Here is a 19,985-nt window from a genome sequence, read left to right as displayed (position 1 = left end):
GGAGGGACATGGGCTCCAATTGGCAGTCCATCCAACCCAAGTGCAGCGACGATAGATGTGAGTGGGAACATCAGTGGTTTGAACGCAGCAGGGACCTATAAGTTTGTGTACTCGGTGACGGGTGGCGGTCAAACGTGTACTGACACGGCACAAGTAGTTGTCTTGGCCAAGCCCGTGATTGCCGATGGCAGTGCGACACTTTGCGCAGGAGAATCGGTGGATTTAACATCAAAAATCACGAATTACGCCACGTATTTGAGTCCAGTTTGGACGGTAGGGACAGTTGGCGGCACAGCGGTGACAACACCAAGCTCAGTAAAACCAGCCTCTACGACGACCTATGTGTTGATTGCTCAAAACGCGGCAGGCTGCAAGGATACAGCGAACGTGGTAGTGACGGTAAATGCCAAGCCAAATGCAGGTCAAGATATTTTGGGAACAAGTGCAGTTTGTACAAGTGTCGGAACGGTTGCTTTGTCAGCATCCCCTTCAGGAGGTACTTGGAACCAGCTAGGTACAACTCCAAGCGTTGCGAATGTGACAAATGCGGGGGCTGTTTCGGGCATGACCTCTATCGGTATTTACCAATTTGTTTATACCTTAAATGGCTGTATTGATACTGTATCGGTAGAAACCAAAAATTGTGCAAAAGGTAGCCTTGGAGATTATGTTTGGAAAGATGAAAATAACGATGGTTTGCAACAAGATGTTGAAGTCGGAGTCAATGGAGTGAAAATGATTCTGTGGTCTGTTGTAAATGGCGTTGCAACCACTAAGCTAGACAGCGTTGTAACTTTTAATAATGGTGTTAAAAATGGCTACTATTCATTTGCTAATCTATCTCAAGGCGACTACAAAGTGCAAATGGATTTACGTACAATTCCAACAGAGTGTGCAGTAAGTAGTAAGCAAGATGCAGGTATTGATACCAACGACAACGACTTTACTGAGATGGGATGGAGCCCAACAGTAACCATAGACCCGACAAGCTCAGGTATTGCAAAAGATAATCCAACAATTGATGCGGGTCTAATTATAGCTTGCACAATGTCAAAAATCACGATGTCTAATTTGCCAATTTGTTCTTCTGATTTACAGACCTATACAATGACGTTCTCTGTCCAAAATCAATTGGGGGTTGTTAAAGTGAACAAAGGTGTTCTTTCGGGTAATAACCCTTATACAGTGTCAGGAATTCCTTCTGGGGCGTTAGTGACAATCACCGATAGCTTGAATTCGGTATGTAAAATGGATACAGTGATTATCGGTCTTAATTGTAATTGTAATCCTCCTCTTCCAACAATCGCGATTCAGAGTTTATCGGCTTGTATTGGTGATACCTTCCCAACGTTGAAAGCAACCGTTGTAGGATTAGCTACGGTGGAGTGGTATAGCCAACCAACGGGAGGAGTATTGATGCATACAGGTTTGGATTTCAAACCTGTCGGTACGATGGTTAATAGTATCTTTTTTTATGCTCAAGCCCGGAGCACTGACCCTTCTTGCCCAACGGCCATTAGTTCGAGTCGAGTCTCAGCAACAATCAATGCACAAAGTTGTATTGACACAGTTGATGTAGCTTTGAAGAAGCTGATTAGCAAGAAAGTAGCACGAATTGGCGACGTGCTTACGTACACAATAAAAGTGTATAATCAGGCATCTAAAAATGCAACTGGGGTTTCTGTAAAAGATAGTATGGCATCAACCGTCGAATTTGTGGTAGGAAGTATCGTGGCTAGTCGAGGTACTGCAAGTTTTGTGAATAATACAATTAGTTGGAACATTGGTTCATTAGCGGCAAATGGTGATACGGTTATATTAACGTATCAAGTTAAGGCTGTTCAAATGGGTATTCATTTGAATGTAGCTGAAGTGTGTACGACCAATGAAAAAGACGTAGATTCAACTCCTTGCAATCACAGAGACTCAGAAGATGATATTGATCGTCAATGTTTTACAGTACCTATTTCATTATGCACAGGTAGCAAAATAGAAGCACGTGTCTCTGATACCTATGTGAACGTCAAATGGTTTAAAGACGGAGGAATTGTACCAGTGGCAACGGGGAATGTAGTGTTATTGAGTGAAATTGGAACCTATACGTTTACAGCAGATGGTCAAACTTGTCCAACTGAAGGTTGTTGTCCAATCATCATTGAAGCGTCAAACAATTGCTGTCCCCCAGCCGTATGTGTTCCTGTTACAACTCGAAAAATAAAAGGGTAAAAAGTATAGTTTTTCAAAGAAGTAAAAAAGGTATTAGGCTCTGCCTGATACCTTTTTTGTGCAAAAAAATAGCCCTCGTGAAGAGGGCTAAATTAAAAAAACGTTTTTCTATCGGTTCATCGAAATCAAGAATTCTTCGTTGGTACGTGTTCCTTTCATGCGTTCCAATAAGAAATCCATTGCCTCGTTTGGATTCATGTCAGAAAGGTATTTACGCAAAATCCACATACGCTGAAGGGTTTCACGGTCGAGGAGCAAATCTTCACGTCGTGTACCTGAGGCGTTCACATCAACTGCTGGATACATACGTTTGTTGGCCAAACGGCGGTCGAGTTGGAGTTCCATGTTACCCGTACCTTTAAATTCTTCAAAGATAACTTCGTCCATTTTCGAACCAGTATCAATAAGAGCCGTAGCAATGATGGTCAACGATCCGCCATTTTCTACGTTACGAGCCGCACCAAAGAAGCGCTTGGGTTTGTGAAGTGCGTTGGCGTCCACCCCACCCGAAAGGATTTTACCCGAAGCAGGTGTAACGGTGTTGTATGCACGGGCCAAACGCGTGATAGAGTCGAGGAGTATCACCACATCGTGGCCACATTCTACCATCCGCTTTGCTTTTTCAAGCACCATACCCGTTACTTTTACGTGGCGGTCGGCTTGCTCGTCAAAAGTGGAAGAAATCACTTCGGCGCGAACACTACGCTGCATGTCGGTAACTTCTTCTGGACGTTCGTCAATGAGTAAAATGATCAGGTAAATCTCAGGGTGATTACGCGTAATTGCGTTGGCAATTTCTTTGAGTAATACCGTTTTACCCGTTTTAGGTTGTGCTACAATCATCCCACGTTGGCCTTTCCCGATGGGGGCAAAAAGGTCAAGAATGCGCGTAGAATAGTTGTCGGGTTTGCCGCTGAGCTTGATGTGGTCTTGGGGGAATAAAGGCGTGAGGTATTCAAATGGAATACGGTCACGGATTTCTTCGGTTGTTTTACCATTGACGGTTTCGACGCGAAGCAAGGCAAAGTATTTTTCTCCTTCTTTGGGCGGGCGGACTGAGCCACGAATGGTATCGCCAGTTTTTAAGCCAAAGAGTTTTATTTGAGACGGCGATACATAAATATCGTCGGGACTAGCTAAATAATTATAATCGGCAGAACGTAAGAAACCGTACCCACCATCTGACATAATTTCGAGGACACCTTCGTTGATGATAAGTCCATCAAATTCTTTTACGTAGTTGTTGTACTGCCGTTTGATTTTATTTTGGAACTCATCGGGGCGATAGTCGCGGGAGCGTTCTTCCGTTTTCGCGGGAAGCGGTTCGGCTTCTACCTCTGCGGGTGCTTCTGCTTCAAAATTTTCCGTAATAAATGAGGTGTCGAAAAAGTCATCCTCGGGAAGCTCGATTTTTATATCGGCAAATTCTTCCTCAGCTGCTGGTTGCTCATTTGCTGGCTGCGCGGGCGCCTCGGTGGGTGCAACAGTGGGTTCGGGAGTAGGTTCATCAAAAAAACGAGGGGCGGCCTCCTGAGGTGAATTTTCAGGGAATGGCTTCTCGTTTTTATGAATACGTTGACGTTTGCCACGCTTCTCAAACGAATCGTTTGATTTGGGGTGAAAAAAGTCAATAGTACTTTGAGAAACTACTTCAATAGATTCTGAAGAAGCATCTTCTGCGGCGGCGTCTTCAGTTGGAGCATCAGTGTCTGACGCAGCAACTTTTCGAGGACGTTTACCTGAAGGTTGTGCAGATTTTGATTTTTCGGCGGGAGTGTCAGAAGTAGAGGACTGTTTTTCTAAAATTTTAGCAATCAGTTCTTTCTTTGAAAACTTAGAAGGGTCTTTGATACCGTTTTTTTCGGCAATTACCCGCAACTCCGCTAGGAGCTTGGGATTTAGATCATCAATGCTGAGCATATAAAAATGAAGGGTAAAGAGAACCTTTACACGGAGAAATGTTTATTATTAGTTATTTAACAACAAGAGGATAAACCAGGAAAAAATAGGGATTGATAGCTGGAACTGAACAAGAGAGACGGCTTTTGGGTTAATGTGTATCAGATAAGCCGTAGTATTGTCAGAAAAGTCTCGCAATTATACTTCTTAAACGGGATTCTGTCAAGAAAATTTTGGTATTTGTTATTTTTTTTGGCGCTATTGTGATTTTTTCGCTAAAAAATGACCGCTCATCCTTCTCACAGGTGCTAATTCTTGAAAACTCACTAACTTTGCACCCGCTTTTGCCACAGCAAGAGCAGTTATTAGTTTACCGTTAATCATGAGAATGTTTTCTAACGGCTGAGTACGAATAACGTGTAACAAATAACGTGTCATAAATAACGTATAAACCAAACAAATGGAGAGAAATCAAATCATTGGATTAGCGCTCATCATGATGATGCTAGTAGGGTATCAAATCCTAGCACCACAAACTGAGCCTCCCAAGACGAATCCTGCGACGCAAACCAAGTCTAGTGCCACAGCCGCTGTTGCACCTGCCCCTCGTCAGTTGGATTCGGTAGCTGCCAAAGCCATCTATGGCGATTTTGCCAGTGCAGCCATCGGTACCGCAAAAGATATTGTGGTAGAAACCGATGATGTTCGCTTGACTTTTAGCACCAAAGGTGGAAATGTCAAAGAAGTACTATTGAAAAAATTCAAAACCTACACCAATGCTCCTTTGTACCTCATTGATGAGCAAAGTAGTAAGTTTAATCTCGAACTCCCTACCAACAAAGGCACAATCAACTTAGCTGATTTGTATTTTACAACTGAGGCAAGCAACCAAGTAATCACGACGGGAAAATCAACAAAACTAGCTTTCCGTTTGCCTCTAGGAGCTAATCAGTACATCGAACAAACCTACACCATTCAGGGAAGTGGGTATTTGATTGATTATGATGTGCAATTGGTTGGATTGGATGGCCTTGTTAAGAACGAGCCAACTCGCCTTGTGTGGCAAGATAAGCTGAAACAGCTCGAAAATGACATGGCCGAAAACCGTAAAGTAGTAACAACCAATTATTACTCAGACGGGGAGTTGTCGGACATTGGTCGTGGACAAAGCGATAATGTAGAAGAGAAAATTGAGCAACCTGTTTCGTGGTTTGCCCATAAAAACAAATATTTCCTTTCTGCTTTTATTACAAAAGGGTCGAGTTTGAGTAATGCCACTTTAAAGTCGTTGGTTAATCAGTCGGACTCGACTTACATCAAAACCATGCAAAGTGAAGGAAGCCTTTCAACGGCTGACTTGAAAGCTGGCAAAGGAAATTTCCAGTTTTTCTTTGGACCAAACGACTACCAAATTGTAAAGAATATTGGTACAGCTACCGATTTTGGTGATAACGTGGACTTGGGCTATGCATTCTTGAAACCGCTTAACAAGTTCTTCTTTGTGCCTATGTTTAGCTTTTTGGAGAAGTTTTTCTCTAACTATGGGGTGCTGATTGTGGTGTTGGTGTTGATTGTAAAATTGTTGATGACCCCGCTCGTCTATAAGTCGTATGTGAGTATGGCTAAAATGCGGATGTTGGCGCCAGAGCTGGCAATTATCAAAGAAAAAGTAGGGGATGATGCGGCCAAAATGCAACAAGAACAAATGAAGTTGTACCAACAAGTGGGCGTGAGTCCGTTGAGTGGCTGTATTCCTGTGTTGGCGACAATGCCTATTTTGATGTCGTTGTTCTTCTTGTTTCCCAACTTGATTGAACTTCGCCAGCAGTCGTTTTTGTGGGCAAGTGACCTTTCTACCTACGATGCACCTATCAAGTTGCCGTTTGCGATTCCATTCTACGGTGCTCACGTCAGTATTTTTACGTTGGCGATGACGGTCTCTCAGTTGGTGTACGCGTGGTACAACAACCAGATAACGCCTGCGCAAGTGCAGCAGCCTGGCATGCCTGATATGCGTATGTTGACGTATTTTATGCCTGTGATGTTCATGTTTGTCATGAACTCATTCCCTGCGGGTTTGAGCTTTTACTACTTGGTATCGAACGTAGTGACTATTTTACAACAGCAGGTGATTCGTCGTTTTGTGAATGATGATAAAATTCGCTCGATTTTGGAAGAAAACCGCCGCAAAATTGCGTCAGGTGAGAAGAAGAAGTCGAAGTTCTCGGATATGCTTGAGCGCTCAATGAAAGCGGCTGACGAAGCCAAAAAACAAGCAGATGAAGCGAAAAAGCAAGTCGAAGCAAAACGTGCGCAAGCGAAGAAAAAATAGGTGTGTTGGGGTGCTCACACCCCGACGCACACGCCAATAACAAAAAAGGGCAGCTCATCGCTGCCCTTTTTTGTTATCTATCAATTTATGCCATTGCGGGGTCGCTTACAGAATCTTTGCCCGTTTCGACGTGGCCCGCAAAACGTTGCTCAAAACCCTCCGCACCTTCTATGCGGATGCTGACATCGTACCAGCCGTGGCTTTTCTTGAGGTCGAGAACGAGCGATGCTTGCCCATTTTTAGCCTCTACAACCACCGTTTTAGGAGCGTTTTTGTAGGCATTGTCCGTAACCACTACGCGTAGCCTTTTTTGAGAGTCCGCATTACGGAATTGCAAGGTTAAATTACCTGAAAGTTGATTTTTTGAACCCTTCGATGTTTCATATACTCCTTTTACACTCAACTGTGGGCTATTGGCTTGTCCTTTAAATTCGCGGAAAAAACCGTTAGGCCCATATACACAGAGATGATAGGCATTGTTTTCAAAACTGGAAAGCGGCCAAGAGGGTGTGAGTGAATCGCCTGAACTTACGGCGTACGACCAAGCTTTTAAGTCTTCAAAAGGAGCATTTTCGTTTGCACGGTATTTGTGCGGGGCATACACGTGAAAGGGAGATCCCGCCGATTTTGCGCCAAACACACGGTTTTGGGCGCTCAACTGAACTGATACCGATTTTTTATCGGTACTGAGTACCGCGTCAGCGTAAAGTTCATACGGAATGGCCGCCGAGGGGCGTGTACCTTCTTCTTGTTTTGGCATCCATGAAGTAGCGGCAGGATTTTGGTTGGCTGCGGCAATTTCTTCTGGTGAAAGGGCCTTAAAGTTAGAAGGCGGATTTTTGAACTTGGCGTTGTGGACGAGTTGATAAAAGCTGTCTTTTTTAACGGATTCTGGCAACGGAATTTCTTCTCCGCTGTAGGGGCGAAAGACCGAAGTTAAATCCCCGCATACCGTTCTTCGCCAAGCGCTGATGTTGGTTTCTTTGATGTCTTTCTTGGTTTTATGGCTCAAGAAGTGCTCCATAAACTGCAACACAGAGGTGTGGTCAAACACCTGCGAGTTGACAAATCCACCACGGCTCCAAGGGGAGGCAATCAGCATCGGAACGCGGTAGCCCAGTCCAATGGCTCCGTCGCGGCCAGGGTTTTGCGCACTGTATTCTTTGCGTTTACGTTCTTGTTCTATGGTCACGTGTTCAACGCTCGGGTCGATGCCTTTGGAAACCAACCCGTCGCTTAAATCAGGTTTAGGGGCTACGAAAGGAGGGACGTGGTCAAAATAGCCGTCGTTTTCATCGTACGTAACAATGAAAATGGTTTTTTTCCAAACCTCAGGGTTTTTGGTTAAAATATCCATTACCTCCGAAATATACCAAGCGCCGTACCAAGGTGCCCCTGGGTGGTCGGAGAAGTTTTCGGGGGCAACAATCCACGAAACGGTCGGGAGTTTGCCCGTGTTGACATCTTCTCTGAATTGGTGAAGGGTATCACCTTTAGGAACCGACATTTCACGTTCGACGCTGCCATCCTCGTATCGGTGTGTAGCCAATTCGTGGTAGTGAGAATCGTTTATGTTGGTCGTAAACGCCTTTTGGTGAAGATTTTTAGCGCGCTGCGAAAGTTTTTCAAAGTTTTCTTTGCTCCAAAGCTCGCGGTCTTTTATGGCGATTTCTAGTTCATCTTTTTTCTGTTTGAGCGTTTTTTGGGCAGTTTCAGTTTCTTTACCAGACGGAGGAAGCGCTTGCAGTTTTTGTTCTAACGCCGCAATTTCTTTGGGCAATTCAACAACCTGTTTGGCAAGGAATCGTTGATAGCCAGTTGAGAAACGAACGTTATATTGAGAAAACCACTCAATGGGGTTATCGGTGAAGTTAGCAAGCCACGCATCTTGTTCGCCGTTGAAGCCCATCGAAATACTCAATTCGTTTTGATAAATTCTCCACGAAATGCCATTATCTTCTAACCGTTCAGGGAAAGTGGTCCAGTGGGCCAAATCGTCGTAATCAACGTCTGAGTTACGAACATTGGCTTTTGATTCGATCGTAGGTTTTTCCCGAATCGTTCCCGACCAAAGATACAGGCGGTTGGGGGTAGTACCTGTCAATGACGAACAGAAATTATGGTCACAAACCGTGAAGGCATCGGCCATGGCATAATAAAATGGGAGGTCTTCGCGGGTAAAATAGCCCATCGTGAGCGGCATGTGGGCATAGGCTTTGTTGCCCGATTTTTTGACGTCAAGCCAGCGGTTGTACTTCCCGTTGTTTCGAGCATCCACTTGGTTTTCCCAAGAGTGGGGGAGTGAGCTCATCCAAGTCACTTTGGTATCTTTAATATCAAGGCGAAAAGGGGCGTAGGTTTCACCTTTGGCGTTAGATTGCAACCAAACCAAGTTTTTGTTGGGTTGGCGAATAGCCCGAGGGTCATTAAAGCCCCGAACCCCTCTGAGGGCACCAAGTGCGTGGTCGAATGAGCGGTTTTCTTGCATCAAGACGACAATGTGCTCAGCGTCGAGGTAAGTACTTCCCTGTTGGGGATTAATTTCTAATGCTTTTTGGATAGATTGAGGTAAGGCACTCCATAGGCTTGCACCGCTAGAGAGTAGAGCGGCTTTTTTGAGAAATTCTCTTCTAGAATCCATATAGAAAAGTTGGTGATGAAAATGGAACAGATAGCAATACTACGACAAAAGTGTACATAAAGGCTAAGGAAAGGCGTTAAGAAATGGTTATTTTCACTAAAAAATAGAAATACTAAGCGGTTATGGTATTTTTTGTCGTGGCAGAAACTTAACATAAACATAACTTGAAAATTTTGTTTTAACCGAAAAATAGCTATGTATTTGTAGATTTTTTTATTTGAACCTTTTAAATCAGTAAACAATCAATGAAATCTGAAAAGAAAGCCCAAGCAAGTGCAATTATTGAGAAAATAACCGCCGCACTTACCGACGAAACAAGCTCAAAAAAAGCGGCCAAAGCTGTGGGCAAAGCAGCTGAGAAATTGGCAAAGAAGCTTGCCAAAATAGCAAAGAAAGAAGAAAAAGAAAAAGCGAAAGAAGCTAAAAAAGCCGAAAAAGGTAATAAAAAGGAGGGGAAGAAATCTTCAAAAAAAGAAAAAGCGAAAGTAGTGGCGCCCGTGAGCGAAACAAAAGACGCAACTGCTGAGTAGATGTAGGAAGTACTTTTTATGATAAGAGGAGGTAGCATCCAAGGCTACCTCCTTATTTGTGTGTTTTTTAATTTATTTTAATCACTTTCAACGTTACTTGTTCCATTTGGGTTTGTACGTTTAAGAAATAAAGACCACTAGGAAGATTTGTAACTTCCATTTCTTCCTGATGAGTGTTTGACTCAGGTTGAAAAGAATAACTAAAAATTTGTCGGCCTGAAGCATCCCTCAATGTAGTTTGAACGACTTGCCCTTTGCTTTTTTGTACTTTGAGGTGAAGGGTGTTGGTCACGGGGTTGGGGAGAACGGTAGCGAAGGTGCCGTTATCGGTTAGCTGTTTTCCGTTATCCGACCCTTGCGCATTTGTTCCTTGCTCTTTGCTTTTTACCTCTTCGCTGGCTGCTGACTGCTGACCGCTATCCGCTGTCCGCGCTGCACCCACTCCGACGCCCTCTTTGGACTGAATACGGAACCAGTATTCTTGGTAAGCCAATACACTGCCCTGGGCTTGGCGCGTTGCAGGATAAATACTACCCCAGCCCTTTTTATCCCAATACCGTACACTTAACTTATACAAACCTTTCGGTAAGCCTTCGTCGTATTGATTGCCTCCGTTGCCATTGTCTGCAAAAAAACCGTAAGCTGGATGGTTTTGAGCGTATAACTCCGTCCAGCCATCACGGTTGGCGTACATAAAGTAGGGGGCGTTGTTTTCGTGGGTATTAAATGAGCGGATAGCGCCCATTTCTGGCGTTGCCAACATATCAAACGTTAGCGAACCATTTGTTCCTAATGCACAAGCATCTACGTTGATTGTCCAATAACGAGGAGCAATTTTATTGGGATGCTCAACATAATAAAGCGTTGGGTTTTGCTGCGTGCTCTGCTCCAATTCAGGGCCACCGTCGCGGGTGATGAATTGGCTCGACCAAGCAGAACGGTCGTTGGTTTTTACCGCTGATTTGGTTTGGCCGATATTGATTAATGTTACGACAAACGCATTCCAGTAAATGTCTTTGCGAATGCTCTCCGCACTTTGGCAACCGCTTTCAAAGAGACACTTTGCCCAGTAACTTTGCTTGGTGACATTGCTGAATGATACCTCAAAACTTGGCGTTGTGATGCCTGTGTTCCAGAAGGTTGTACTTCCTGCGGGGCAGTTGGCTGAAACGGTCACGGTTGTACCAGTGCAAACTAATTCTTGAGAAACAGTTACGATGGGAGCTACCTGGGTAGGTGTTATCGTAAACGTTACCACGTTACTTTTTTCACTCACGCAGCCGTTTTCAGTCTGACAACGGGCGTAGTACGAGGTAGTTTCCAAAGGAACAGTGGTGGGCAGGCTTGGCAAGGCGATGTGGGTAGTGGCATTGTACCAAACTGTTTTCAAACTACCACAAGATGATTGCCCACCGAAACTTGCAGTGGAATTACAACTTCCCGTTGATGATAATGAGACTGTTGGGGCAGATGGAATTAAGACCAATTTTAAACGCATCACACCTGACTCAGTTTCTATGCACGATGGCAACCCGTTCGATTTGCGGCAACGCACCCGATAATTATGGTATTGATTGTCCACCAATCCTACGGGCACTCCTGCGCTATAATCGCCCCCATCCACCGAATAGAGCGTCATCTCGTCCGTGGCACAGTTGGCAGCGAAAAGAAGCGTTGTATTGACCAAACTACACACCTCTTTCGTTTCACCCGCTGCCACACTAACCCCATCTACGGCTAATGACACATTTTGCGGTACCGAAGCTCGGCTATTAATGGTCACTTCAATTGGGCTGGTATAAGTTACTGGACAAGTACGATCACAGGCCGCTTGATAGCGGTGGGGTTGGTTATTGGATAATTGGGAAATGGGTGAAATGGGTGACCAGTCACTCCATACGCCACTGCCTATTTGAACTCGCCAAACGGGCGAACCCACCACACACAAACCCGTAACATTAAACTGTAAACTGTTCACGGGATTCGCATCTGTATCGCAGAAGGTTTGTGAATTGCCTTCATTCAATGTCACTTGTTGGGTCGTTAAAGTAAAAGTGGGTTTGGTTAACACCGTAACCGTTGCCGAACCGTTTTGAGGTTGGCTACAACCATAGGTGTCGCTGACCTTTTCTAACGTATAGGTAAACACGCCCGCTTGGTTGGTTGCGGCGTTGAGACTGGCACTGTTACCACTTGAGGTCGTGATACTTTGGGTACTATTTCCATTTAGTTTGAAAGAAAATGTGTAGGGAGAAGTAGTTGAAGCTCCCGTAAATTGAATAGTTGGCATAGGGGCATTGAGGCACACCGTTGTGGTGCCTTGAATGGTAGCTGTTGGTAGTGGGCGAACTACAACGGTGCCCGTAAGCGGTTGAGAAACGCATTGATTCCCGTTTTTGACGGTCAATGTAAAATGCATCGAAGTTCCTGATGCGGGAGCCGATAACTGAACCGTAATGAAGCTAGGAGTTAAACTTTGGTTAGTTTCTGCAACAATTCCAGCGCCAGCAACCGAATAAGTAACGGGCGAAAGAGTAGTCGCCGTGTACGGAATGGTAAATGAAGTTGCCCCTGCACAAATAGCAGGAATCGCACCGAGGGTAATTGTTGGGGGATTGGGGTCAGACAAGGTTTTAGAAGTTATGTCCGAACCTGTACAGCCTGAACGGGTAATGGAAAACGTACTGTATTCGCCCGCAGGTAAAGAAGACAGGGTAAATCCATTAGCTACGACATTGACGGTTTTAGGGCTTCCTGCTCCCGTGTAGTTTAGTGAATAACTGCCATCTTGCAATTGTTGGGTGGTAAAGGCAATTCTCCCGTCGCTACCCGAGCAAGTACTTGGATTGGTAACGGCTCCTGCAACAAGGACGGGAGTAGAGGGGTCATTTAAGGTAGCTGACTCAGTTAAAGTACCCGTGCAACCTGAATAACTCACAGAGAAATTGGTATATGTCCCTGCCGACAAGCCTTCTAACGTTCCAACTCCTGCCGCTACACTAAGTGTTTTAGGACTACCTGTGCCCGTAAAAGCGATGGGGTGGTTTCCGTCGGGTAAATTCGTGGTGCTAAAAACGATACGGCCATCATTCCCCAAACAAGTACTGGGGTTTGAGGTCGATTTTATGGATAAAACTGGGGCTAATGGGTCGCTGAGTGATTGGGCATCTGCTAAGGTGGCAGTACAGTTGTTGTACGTTATTGAGAAACTGCTGTAAACACCTGCCGACAATCCACCTAACGTAAACGTATTGGACAAAACCGTTACTGTTTTAGGACTTCCTGCCCCTGTGTAGGTAAGCTGGTAATCGCCGTCGGGCAAATTAGTGGTAGTAAAGGCAATTTTTCCGTTTGTACCCGCGCAAGAGGTTGGCGAAGTGACCGCCCCTGCCACTAAAGTAGGCATTGGATTGACCTTTACAAGCGCCGAACCACTCATGGAAGTCCCTGTACAATTGGCATCGCTTACGCTCGTGACTGTGTACGTCCCTGCCGCTGCGCCTACAATGGTATATGGGCTGCTTGAAATGCCTGTTCTTGAAGTGGATGTCGTTCCGTTTGAGTAAACTAAACTCCACGGCCCAGTCCCAGTTAACGCAATCGAAACGTTGGGAAGTGGTTCGGTAGAGCAAACCGTGCCGCCCCCACTGACCACCGATGTGGGTAAAGCATTGACAGTGATTGTAGGAGTAGTACTGCTGCATCCTGTTACGGTTTCGGTAAAAGTAAACGTTACATTTCCGCTGGCAATCGCCGTTACTTGTCCAGCATTCGTGACAGTAGCTTTGCTTTCATCGCTGCTTGTCCAAACCCCTCCTGTGTTGGGCGAAAGTGTAAGATTTCCACCTATACAAATCGCCGTGGCAGGTACGTTGATGCTCGGAAGCGGTTTGACCGTGACCGTAGCCGAGGCCGAAAGGTTTAGCGTACAAGTACCGTCGTTGACCGATACCAAATTGAGCGTTTGGTTTGCAGTAACGCCCGAAATTGTCACTGTTGCGGTTCCTCCCGTGAGGGTGGTGGTAGCATTAGAACCACCGTTGACGTTGTACGTAACAACAGCGCCGTTAGTCCCCGTCAGCGTGAAAACGGCATTGTTGCCCGCACAAATGGCTGAATTGGTTCCACTTATGGTGGCAGTTGCGGTACAAGAGCTTAATCCTGAAACCTCGAAATCGTACACTGCTTCGTTACAGTCGTCGTTGTTGACAGTGATGGTTGCTGATTGAGCTCCAAGGGCAGTGGGAGTAAAGGTAACGGTAAAAGTAGCGGATGCGTTTACGGCTAATGGGCTGGCGGTACTCAAACTTCCTACCTTAAATAACGAATTTGAACTTCCAATGGAACCGATGTTCAATTCTTTGGTTCCTGTATTTTTGATAGTAAAGGTTCTAACAAGCGAATTTCCAATAAATACATCGCCAAAACTTGTATGGTCGGTGTCAGCAGGGGAGGTGTCACCATCGACAATCGAAGTGGTATTTCCTTGAATATCGATTTCAGGATAGTGCTGCAACCCACCCGAAGCAATCCAGTTGGAGGTTGTTCCGTTGAGCGCAAATCCTGTCATGGTGCCAGTTCTGGCAGTACCATTGGTTTGAGCATCAAAAAGGGAGGTATTGCCTGTATTATCACCGCCTGCCGTCCCTTGGTTGAAATTGTAATACGCAACCAGACCACTTTCATTTCCTGCTAACTCATTGAATAAATTGGCTTGTATTTGGGCTTGCGTTCGTTGAACATTCCAAACACGTAGCTCATCCATGGTACCGTTCCAGGGATAACTGCCTGCCCGTGAGCCCAACCACATATTTGTACTAACGGTGGGGAAATTACCTTGAAAGCTGGCCGTTGGTGTCGGTTGGCCATCCACGTAGGCATACACGGTGCTCGTTGTGCCGTTGTAAGTGAAAGCATAATGGTGCCAGCAATCTTCGATGGGATAACCTGTGAAATAGGTATTGTCCCCGTAAACAGCTAGTGCCAACGTTGGCCCCAAAATTATGGTCGTTCCAGACCCAGTAAAATTGATGGGAAATGAGAAGTTAGGAGCTCCTTTTGCCCAAAACTCAACGGTGGTTGAATTGGTACCAAACAATGGGGTCGGCATAGGAACTTCAATGAGATCATCGTATCCGTCAAAATATAGGGCATTGGCATTGACCGAGGTACTTGTCGCTGATACGTCAAAATCGTACGTTGATTCGTTACAATCGTCGTTTATTATCGAAATAACGCTGGTTTGGGTAGTAATGGAGTTGGGGGAAAAAGTAACTGTAAATGTAGCAGAACTGCCTGAAGAAAGCGGACTCGGCGAACTCAGCTCACTTACTTTGAATTTTGTATTGCTGCTCGTGAGGGCACTAATCGTAAGCGGAGCGGTTCCCGTATTCTGAATGGTAAAGGTTCTCGTAAGGGCTGCTCCTGAAGTAGTCCCAAAATTTGTATCATTCAATTCCGACGTACCCGTTGTGCCATCGACAATGTCCTGACCTTTTCCTTTGACGTTGATTTCAGGAGCATTGACCGTTACGGTGAAAGTACAGCCCACAGCTGAGTTGGTTCCATCGGTTCCTGTTAAGGTAACTGTTGTAGTACCAACGTTAAAGCTAATTGCCCCACTACTTGCGCCATCGGCCACCCCACTAATGGTTTTTGTGGTTGCTCCGCTCAAGATATATCCCCAAGTGGCTCCCGAACAATTATCCGATAGCGGGTCTGCTATGGTATAATCGGTGGTACAGCCACCTGAAGCCACTGTCATTGTTTGGTTGGAAGGACAATGAAGCACGGGCGCTTCGGTATCATTGACGGTGACATTAAATGTACAGGTGGCGTTATTTCCACAGCCGTTGGCCGCCGTGAGGGTAACGGAAGTAATTCCTTTATTGAAAACTGATCCGCTACCTGTTCCACTGCCGCTACCAACGGTGGCTCCAGTAAATACGTATGAGATTGTGGGAGTAGGATTGCCCGTAGCCGTTGCGGTGTAATTGACCGTTGCGGTACATCCGCCAGCGGCTGTGTTTGCCGTTTGGTTCGTAGGACAGACTGAGAAAGATGGCGCTACACAACTTCCTGTTCCAGAGATGGTAAAAGTGTAATTGGCTTCGTCGCAATCATTGTTTAGTACTGTAATTGTGGCATTTTGAGCACCTGTAGCTGTCGGTGTAAAAGTCACGGTAAAAGTAGCTGAGCTATTGGCCGCAACCGTTGTGGGGACATTGCTTACCACAAACGTAGCATTATTAGACGTAATGTTAGTGAGGGTCAAAGCATCATTGCCAGTATTTTGAATGGTGAACGTCCGTTCCAAAGCGCTGTTAATGTTCACACTGCCAAAATCAGTATGATTGGCCGTCGAGGTAGATGTACTACCGTTCAAAATGGAAACCAAAGGTGAACCACCCTGTACGTTAATTTCGGGAGCGACTACCGCAGGGCAATTGGTGCCTGAAATGACTCCTCCAGCGGCAATCCAGTTGGAAGTAGTTCCAGTGAGTGCAAAGCCTGTCAACGTACCATTATTAGCTCCGCCAATGGTTGTGGCCAAATCATTTAATGTAGTTGTACCACTGTTGTCGCTGCCCGCAAATCCTTGGTTGAAAGGGTAATAGGCCACTAAATTTGCTTCTGTACCTGTCAATTCACAACTACGCTGTTGACTAATCTGCTCACAAGTACGGGCTGTGTTCCAAATACGCAATTCGTCCAATGCTCCCTTGATAGGCAGACAGCAACCCGAACCAATTCGTAACACATCAAAACTAGGCGGTGCGCTGTTGCCCTTGGTATATAACAAAACGCCGTTTTTGTAAAAATAGCCCGTCCCATTGTTATAAACATACGCAAAGTGCTGCCAAGTATTAAGTACAACGGTGTTGGCAGGAATGTTTACGGGGGTCATTCTGCTCGCTATATCAGTACCTACATACACTGAGCCGTTGGCTGTGGTATGAAATGCAAAGCCATTCCAATGCCCACTAGAGGCACTTCCAATTGAGATTTCTTGGTTGTAGTCGCTCAATGACTCGGGTTTTAGCCAAAACTCGACGGTGAACTGAGTCGGTGGGGTTGGGAGTAAGCCCGATGCTGTAATAAGGTCATTAGAGCCATCAAAGTGAAGAGCAGCCCCTGTAGTTGCCCCAGCACCAGTCACGATAAAAGTGTACGGGCTTTCGTCGCAGTCGTTATTGGTGACAGAAATAGTGGCATTTTGTGCCCCTGTTGCCGTAGGATTAAATACAACATCGAAGGTTGCAGAACTATTTGCCGCCACCGAGGTTGGTTTATTGGTGATGGTAAACTTGGTGTTATTGGATGTAATGTCGGTGATAGTCAGCGTATTGTTTCCTGTATTCAAAATGGTGAAAGTGCGCGTCAACGACCCATTTACTAGAACATTACCCAAATCAGTACCATCGGCGGTAGCAGGGCTGGAGTCTCCACTTGAGATAGAAGTCAGCGGTGTGCCACCCTGTAAGTCAATTTCAGGGGCAACAACCGTCGGGCAACTCGTACCCGTCGTGACACTGCCAGTAGCTATGAAATTGGAGGTGCTACCGCTGAGCGCAAAATTGTTAAAAGTTCCATGATTGCCGTTTGCAGTGGCGTCCGTCAGACTTGAAATAGAGGAATTATTACTATCCGCTGCTCCTTGGTTGAATTTGTAATACGCCACAAGCCCGCTTTCATTCCCCACTAATTCACAGTTGTACTGTTGGCCAATTTGGTCGCAGGTACGCACGGTATTCCAAATCCGTACTTCATCGATCGCACCGTTAAAGTATTGAAGAGAACTGGGGTTTCTACCGATACTCAACGGTTGGTTTGTAGAGGGAGGAATCTGCGTCTCTGCTTGCGAATAGACCAGTACCCCATTGACGTATAGTTTTACTTTGGCTCCGTCGTAAGTGGCCGCGATATGGCTCCATGTATTCAAAGAAATAGCACTTGGGGCCGTGTGAAAGCGGCTATCACTGGAGTTGGTCCAAAAATAAAACATCGGTTTTCCATTGGTCAATGTCAGGCCATAGTTGGCAGTCGCATCCGTATTGGTACGTTTGTCAATAATGATGTTGTATGAATTAAAACTGGCTGGTTTAACCCAAGCTTCAAGGGTAAGACTTGCCCCAAAGTCAAGTATATTGGCATCAGGTACACTCACATAATCGTTGGTTCCGTCAAAAGAAAGAGCCGCTCCCGCTGTAATGGGGGCATTGTACGACAATGTCACTTGTCCTGCGGAAGGCAGGTTGTAGTTGATGTACCAATTGGCAGGAAGGTTAACCGTCGAAAAAGTCCCCGACAAAGTGGTGGCATTTATGATAGTGAGTTGGTGGCCGTTGCTACCCGTGTAGCTATTGATAAGAGAAACGTCGAGGGTTCCCCCAAGGGTTGCCGTACCTGTGATGTTCAGGCGGTCGTATTGGGTACAAGCAGTAGTTCCGCCCAATTCAATTTGAAGAGTACCGTTGTTGGTATAACCGTTGGAAAAAGAATGGCAGCCAGGCGAATTTCCTGGTGCCACAAAACTTCCATTGGGGTTGGTAAACAAACTTCCCGAGTAACTACCTGCCCCTTTGTACGTACCATTGTTGGTCAACGTACCCGCACCACTCAAGGTACCATTATTGGTGAAAGTAGATGATGTTTCATTAGTGATTGTTCCAGCATTTGTAGCAGGCACAGACGCCCCGATAGTCATCGTTCCAGTATTCGTGATTATTCCTGTTGACGTATTCGCGAAACTTGCCAAACCACTTCCTTGCGTCATTGAATACGTACCGTTATTGTTGAAGGTGCCGCTGTTGGAAAAAGCCAACAAACCAAACGCCATTGTAGCCCCTGTGCTATTGGTCAGGGTCGCTCCTGAACGGTTTGAAACGCCGAGATAGTTAAAACTAAAGGTGTTATTGTTGATGAATGTCCCAGCATTGTCCAACGCTGCTGCCATTGACCCATTATTGGTGATGGTCTTGTTTGCAGCATTGATAAAGCCGTTGAATTGAACTGAGCCGCCACTGTTGTTTGTAAACGTACCATTATTTTGAACATTGATGTATTGACTACTATTCAACGTTCCCGAATTATTAATCGTCCCTGTATTTGTAAAACCGCCATACGTGGAGGTACTGGTGCCACTATGATTGAACGTCCCTGAATTGTTAAAACTGCCACTTGGATTGGAGAAGTTACCCGTTGAGGCAGTGTTCATAGTACCCGCGTTGTTCAAGGTACCATTGTTGGCGGTTAAAGTACCATTAATGGTAAGTGTTGCACCCGATTGAATGGTAATGGTCGGGGTACTGGTCATTGTGAAGGTAGTCGAGGCATTGATGGTCAATGACGTACCAGACGGAAAAGAAATAGCCCCCCCAGTGATGGTACAATTTGACGCAATTACGACGGCGTCACCGCTGGCCAAATTTGCCGAAGTAGGTACGACCGCACCACTCCAATTGAAAGCTGTCGCCCAATCGGTGCTGTTGGTACCGTTGAAGGTATAGCTGGTTGTAGCACTGCCAAGCCCCCCTAATGCTGCCGTGCCTGACATTCGAACACGGTCAACGGTTAGGCTACCATTGCTGAAAAAGTATGAAAAAAGGTAATTCATCGTCGTTAGGTTCGATGAATTGGTGGCAATGGTAACTTTTCCTGTTACGTTCGTTGCAGCCGAACCTATCGTAGCGGCATTCATGGCTGTTTGGTCGAGCGTAGTACCATTAAAAAAATTGTTGTACTGTGCCAACGACAGAATCCACGCAGACGTCGAACCGTTGCCGTAAGAAAAGGCGTACAGGTAGGTGGTTCCAGTGGTCAATGCTGCTCCACCTGTCATGGCTGAGATTCCTGTTCCTCTGATGCCAAGGGCAGGGTTACCCGATTGCCCATCGTTGGCAGGTAGAAATCCTAGATAGTGATTTTGGTTGTTGGTAGAAGCATTCGTTCCTAGCCCCAACATCAATACCGACGAACTGGCGGGCGCTGCATTTAGCTTGAATAAAAAACTTCCTGAAATAGGACCAGCGGCGTCAAACCCCGTCGTGATTTGCCGACGGGCATTCGAACCGCTAGCAACAATCATTGCCCCACCTGGGCTGGTTAAACCTCCGAAACTTAGTCCCGTGGCGGTGTAGGCGCCTGTGCCTCCTGACCAAGCTGCGGCAAAGCCAGTTCCGCCGTTTTGGTTGGTTAAGTCTCCCGAAGTCGTTCCGTAATCAAAGTCTTCAGAAATGGTAATTTGGGCAAACGTAGGGTTGCCAGACATGAATAGTAAACCGAGAAAAACACCACATAGGAGGAGCAGACTACGGTTGGTTTTGGAGAAGAAAGAAGGGTAGAGGTTCGCTTTCAT

The 19,985-nt window shown here is 45.7% G+C and carries 6 protein-coding genes; 3 read left to right on the top strand and 3 right to left on the bottom strand.

The window, feature by feature from the left end; translation table 11 throughout:
- A partial coding sequence (locus tag FHS57_RS27915) for an SdrD B-like domain-containing protein (protein ID WP_183979482.1) occupies positions 1-2,226 on the top strand: 2,226 nt, incomplete at its 5' end.
- A gap of 108 nt (positions 2,227-2,334) precedes the next feature.
- On the opposite strand, the gene rho is transcribed toward FHS57_RS27915, so the two are convergent.
- The gene (gene rho, locus FHS57_RS27910) at positions 2,335-4,146 is read right to left on the bottom strand and encodes a transcription termination factor Rho (RefSeq protein WP_183979481.1); all 1,812 of its coding nucleotides are present in this window, start codon (positions 4,144-4,146) and stop codon (positions 2,335-2,337) included.
- A gap of 439 nt (positions 4,147-4,585) precedes the next feature.
- Between rho and yidC the strand changes: the two genes are divergently transcribed.
- Complete coding sequence (gene yidC / locus FHS57_RS27905; protein WP_183979479.1) at positions 4,586-6,457, top strand: membrane protein insertase YidC; 1,872 nt, start codon at positions 4,586-4,588, stop codon at positions 6,455-6,457.
- Positions 6,458-6,542: 85 nt separating this feature from the next.
- Here yidC and FHS57_RS27900 read toward each other — a convergent pair whose 3' ends face one another.
- A complete protein-coding gene (locus tag FHS57_RS27900) occupies positions 6,543-9,098 on the bottom strand; it encodes a phosphocholine-specific phospholipase C (RefSeq protein WP_183979477.1) in 2,556 nt (851 codons plus the stop codon).
- Positions 9,099-9,343: 245 nt separating this feature from the next.
- Here FHS57_RS27900 and FHS57_RS27895 point away from each other — a divergent pair, with 245 nt between their 5' ends.
- Positions 9,344-9,628, top strand: coding sequence for a hypothetical protein (locus FHS57_RS27895; protein ID WP_183979475.1), 285 nt, complete (start codon positions 9,344-9,346; stop codon positions 9,626-9,628).
- A gap of 67 nt (positions 9,629-9,695) precedes the next feature.
- Here the strand turns inward: FHS57_RS27895 and FHS57_RS27890 are convergent, their stop codons facing one another.
- Positions 9,696-19,985, bottom strand: coding sequence for a LamG-like jellyroll fold domain-containing protein (locus FHS57_RS27890; protein WP_183979473.1), 10,290 nt, complete (start codon positions 19,983-19,985; stop codon positions 9,696-9,698).

It is taken from the genome of Runella defluvii (assembly GCF_014195535.1).
Lineage (GTDB): Bacteria > Bacteroidota > Bacteroidia > Cytophagales > Spirosomataceae > Runella > Runella defluvii.
Note: the sequence above shows the minus strand (reverse complement) of the source record. Positions and strands in the feature narration are given on the sequence as shown.

Bases quoted from the DNA above. Each gene is read 5' to 3' on its own strand.
- rho (WP_183979481.1), bottom strand. From the start codon at position 4,146: ATGCTCAGCATTGATGATCTAAATCCCAAGCTCCTAGCGGAGTTGCGG.
- yidC (WP_183979479.1), top strand. From the start codon at position 4,586: ATGGAGAGAAATCAAATCATTGGATTAGCGCTCATCATGATGATGCTA.
- FHS57_RS27900 (WP_183979477.1), bottom strand. From the start codon at position 9,098: ATGGATTCTAGAAGAGAATTTCTCAAAAAAGCCGCTCTACTCTCTAGC.
- FHS57_RS27895 (WP_183979475.1), top strand. From the start codon at position 9,344: ATGAAATCTGAAAAGAAAGCCCAAGCAAGTGCAATTATTGAGAAAATA.
- FHS57_RS27890 (WP_183979473.1), bottom strand. From the start codon at position 19,985: ATGAAAGCGAACCTCTACCCTTCTTTCTTCTCCAAAACCAACCGTAGT.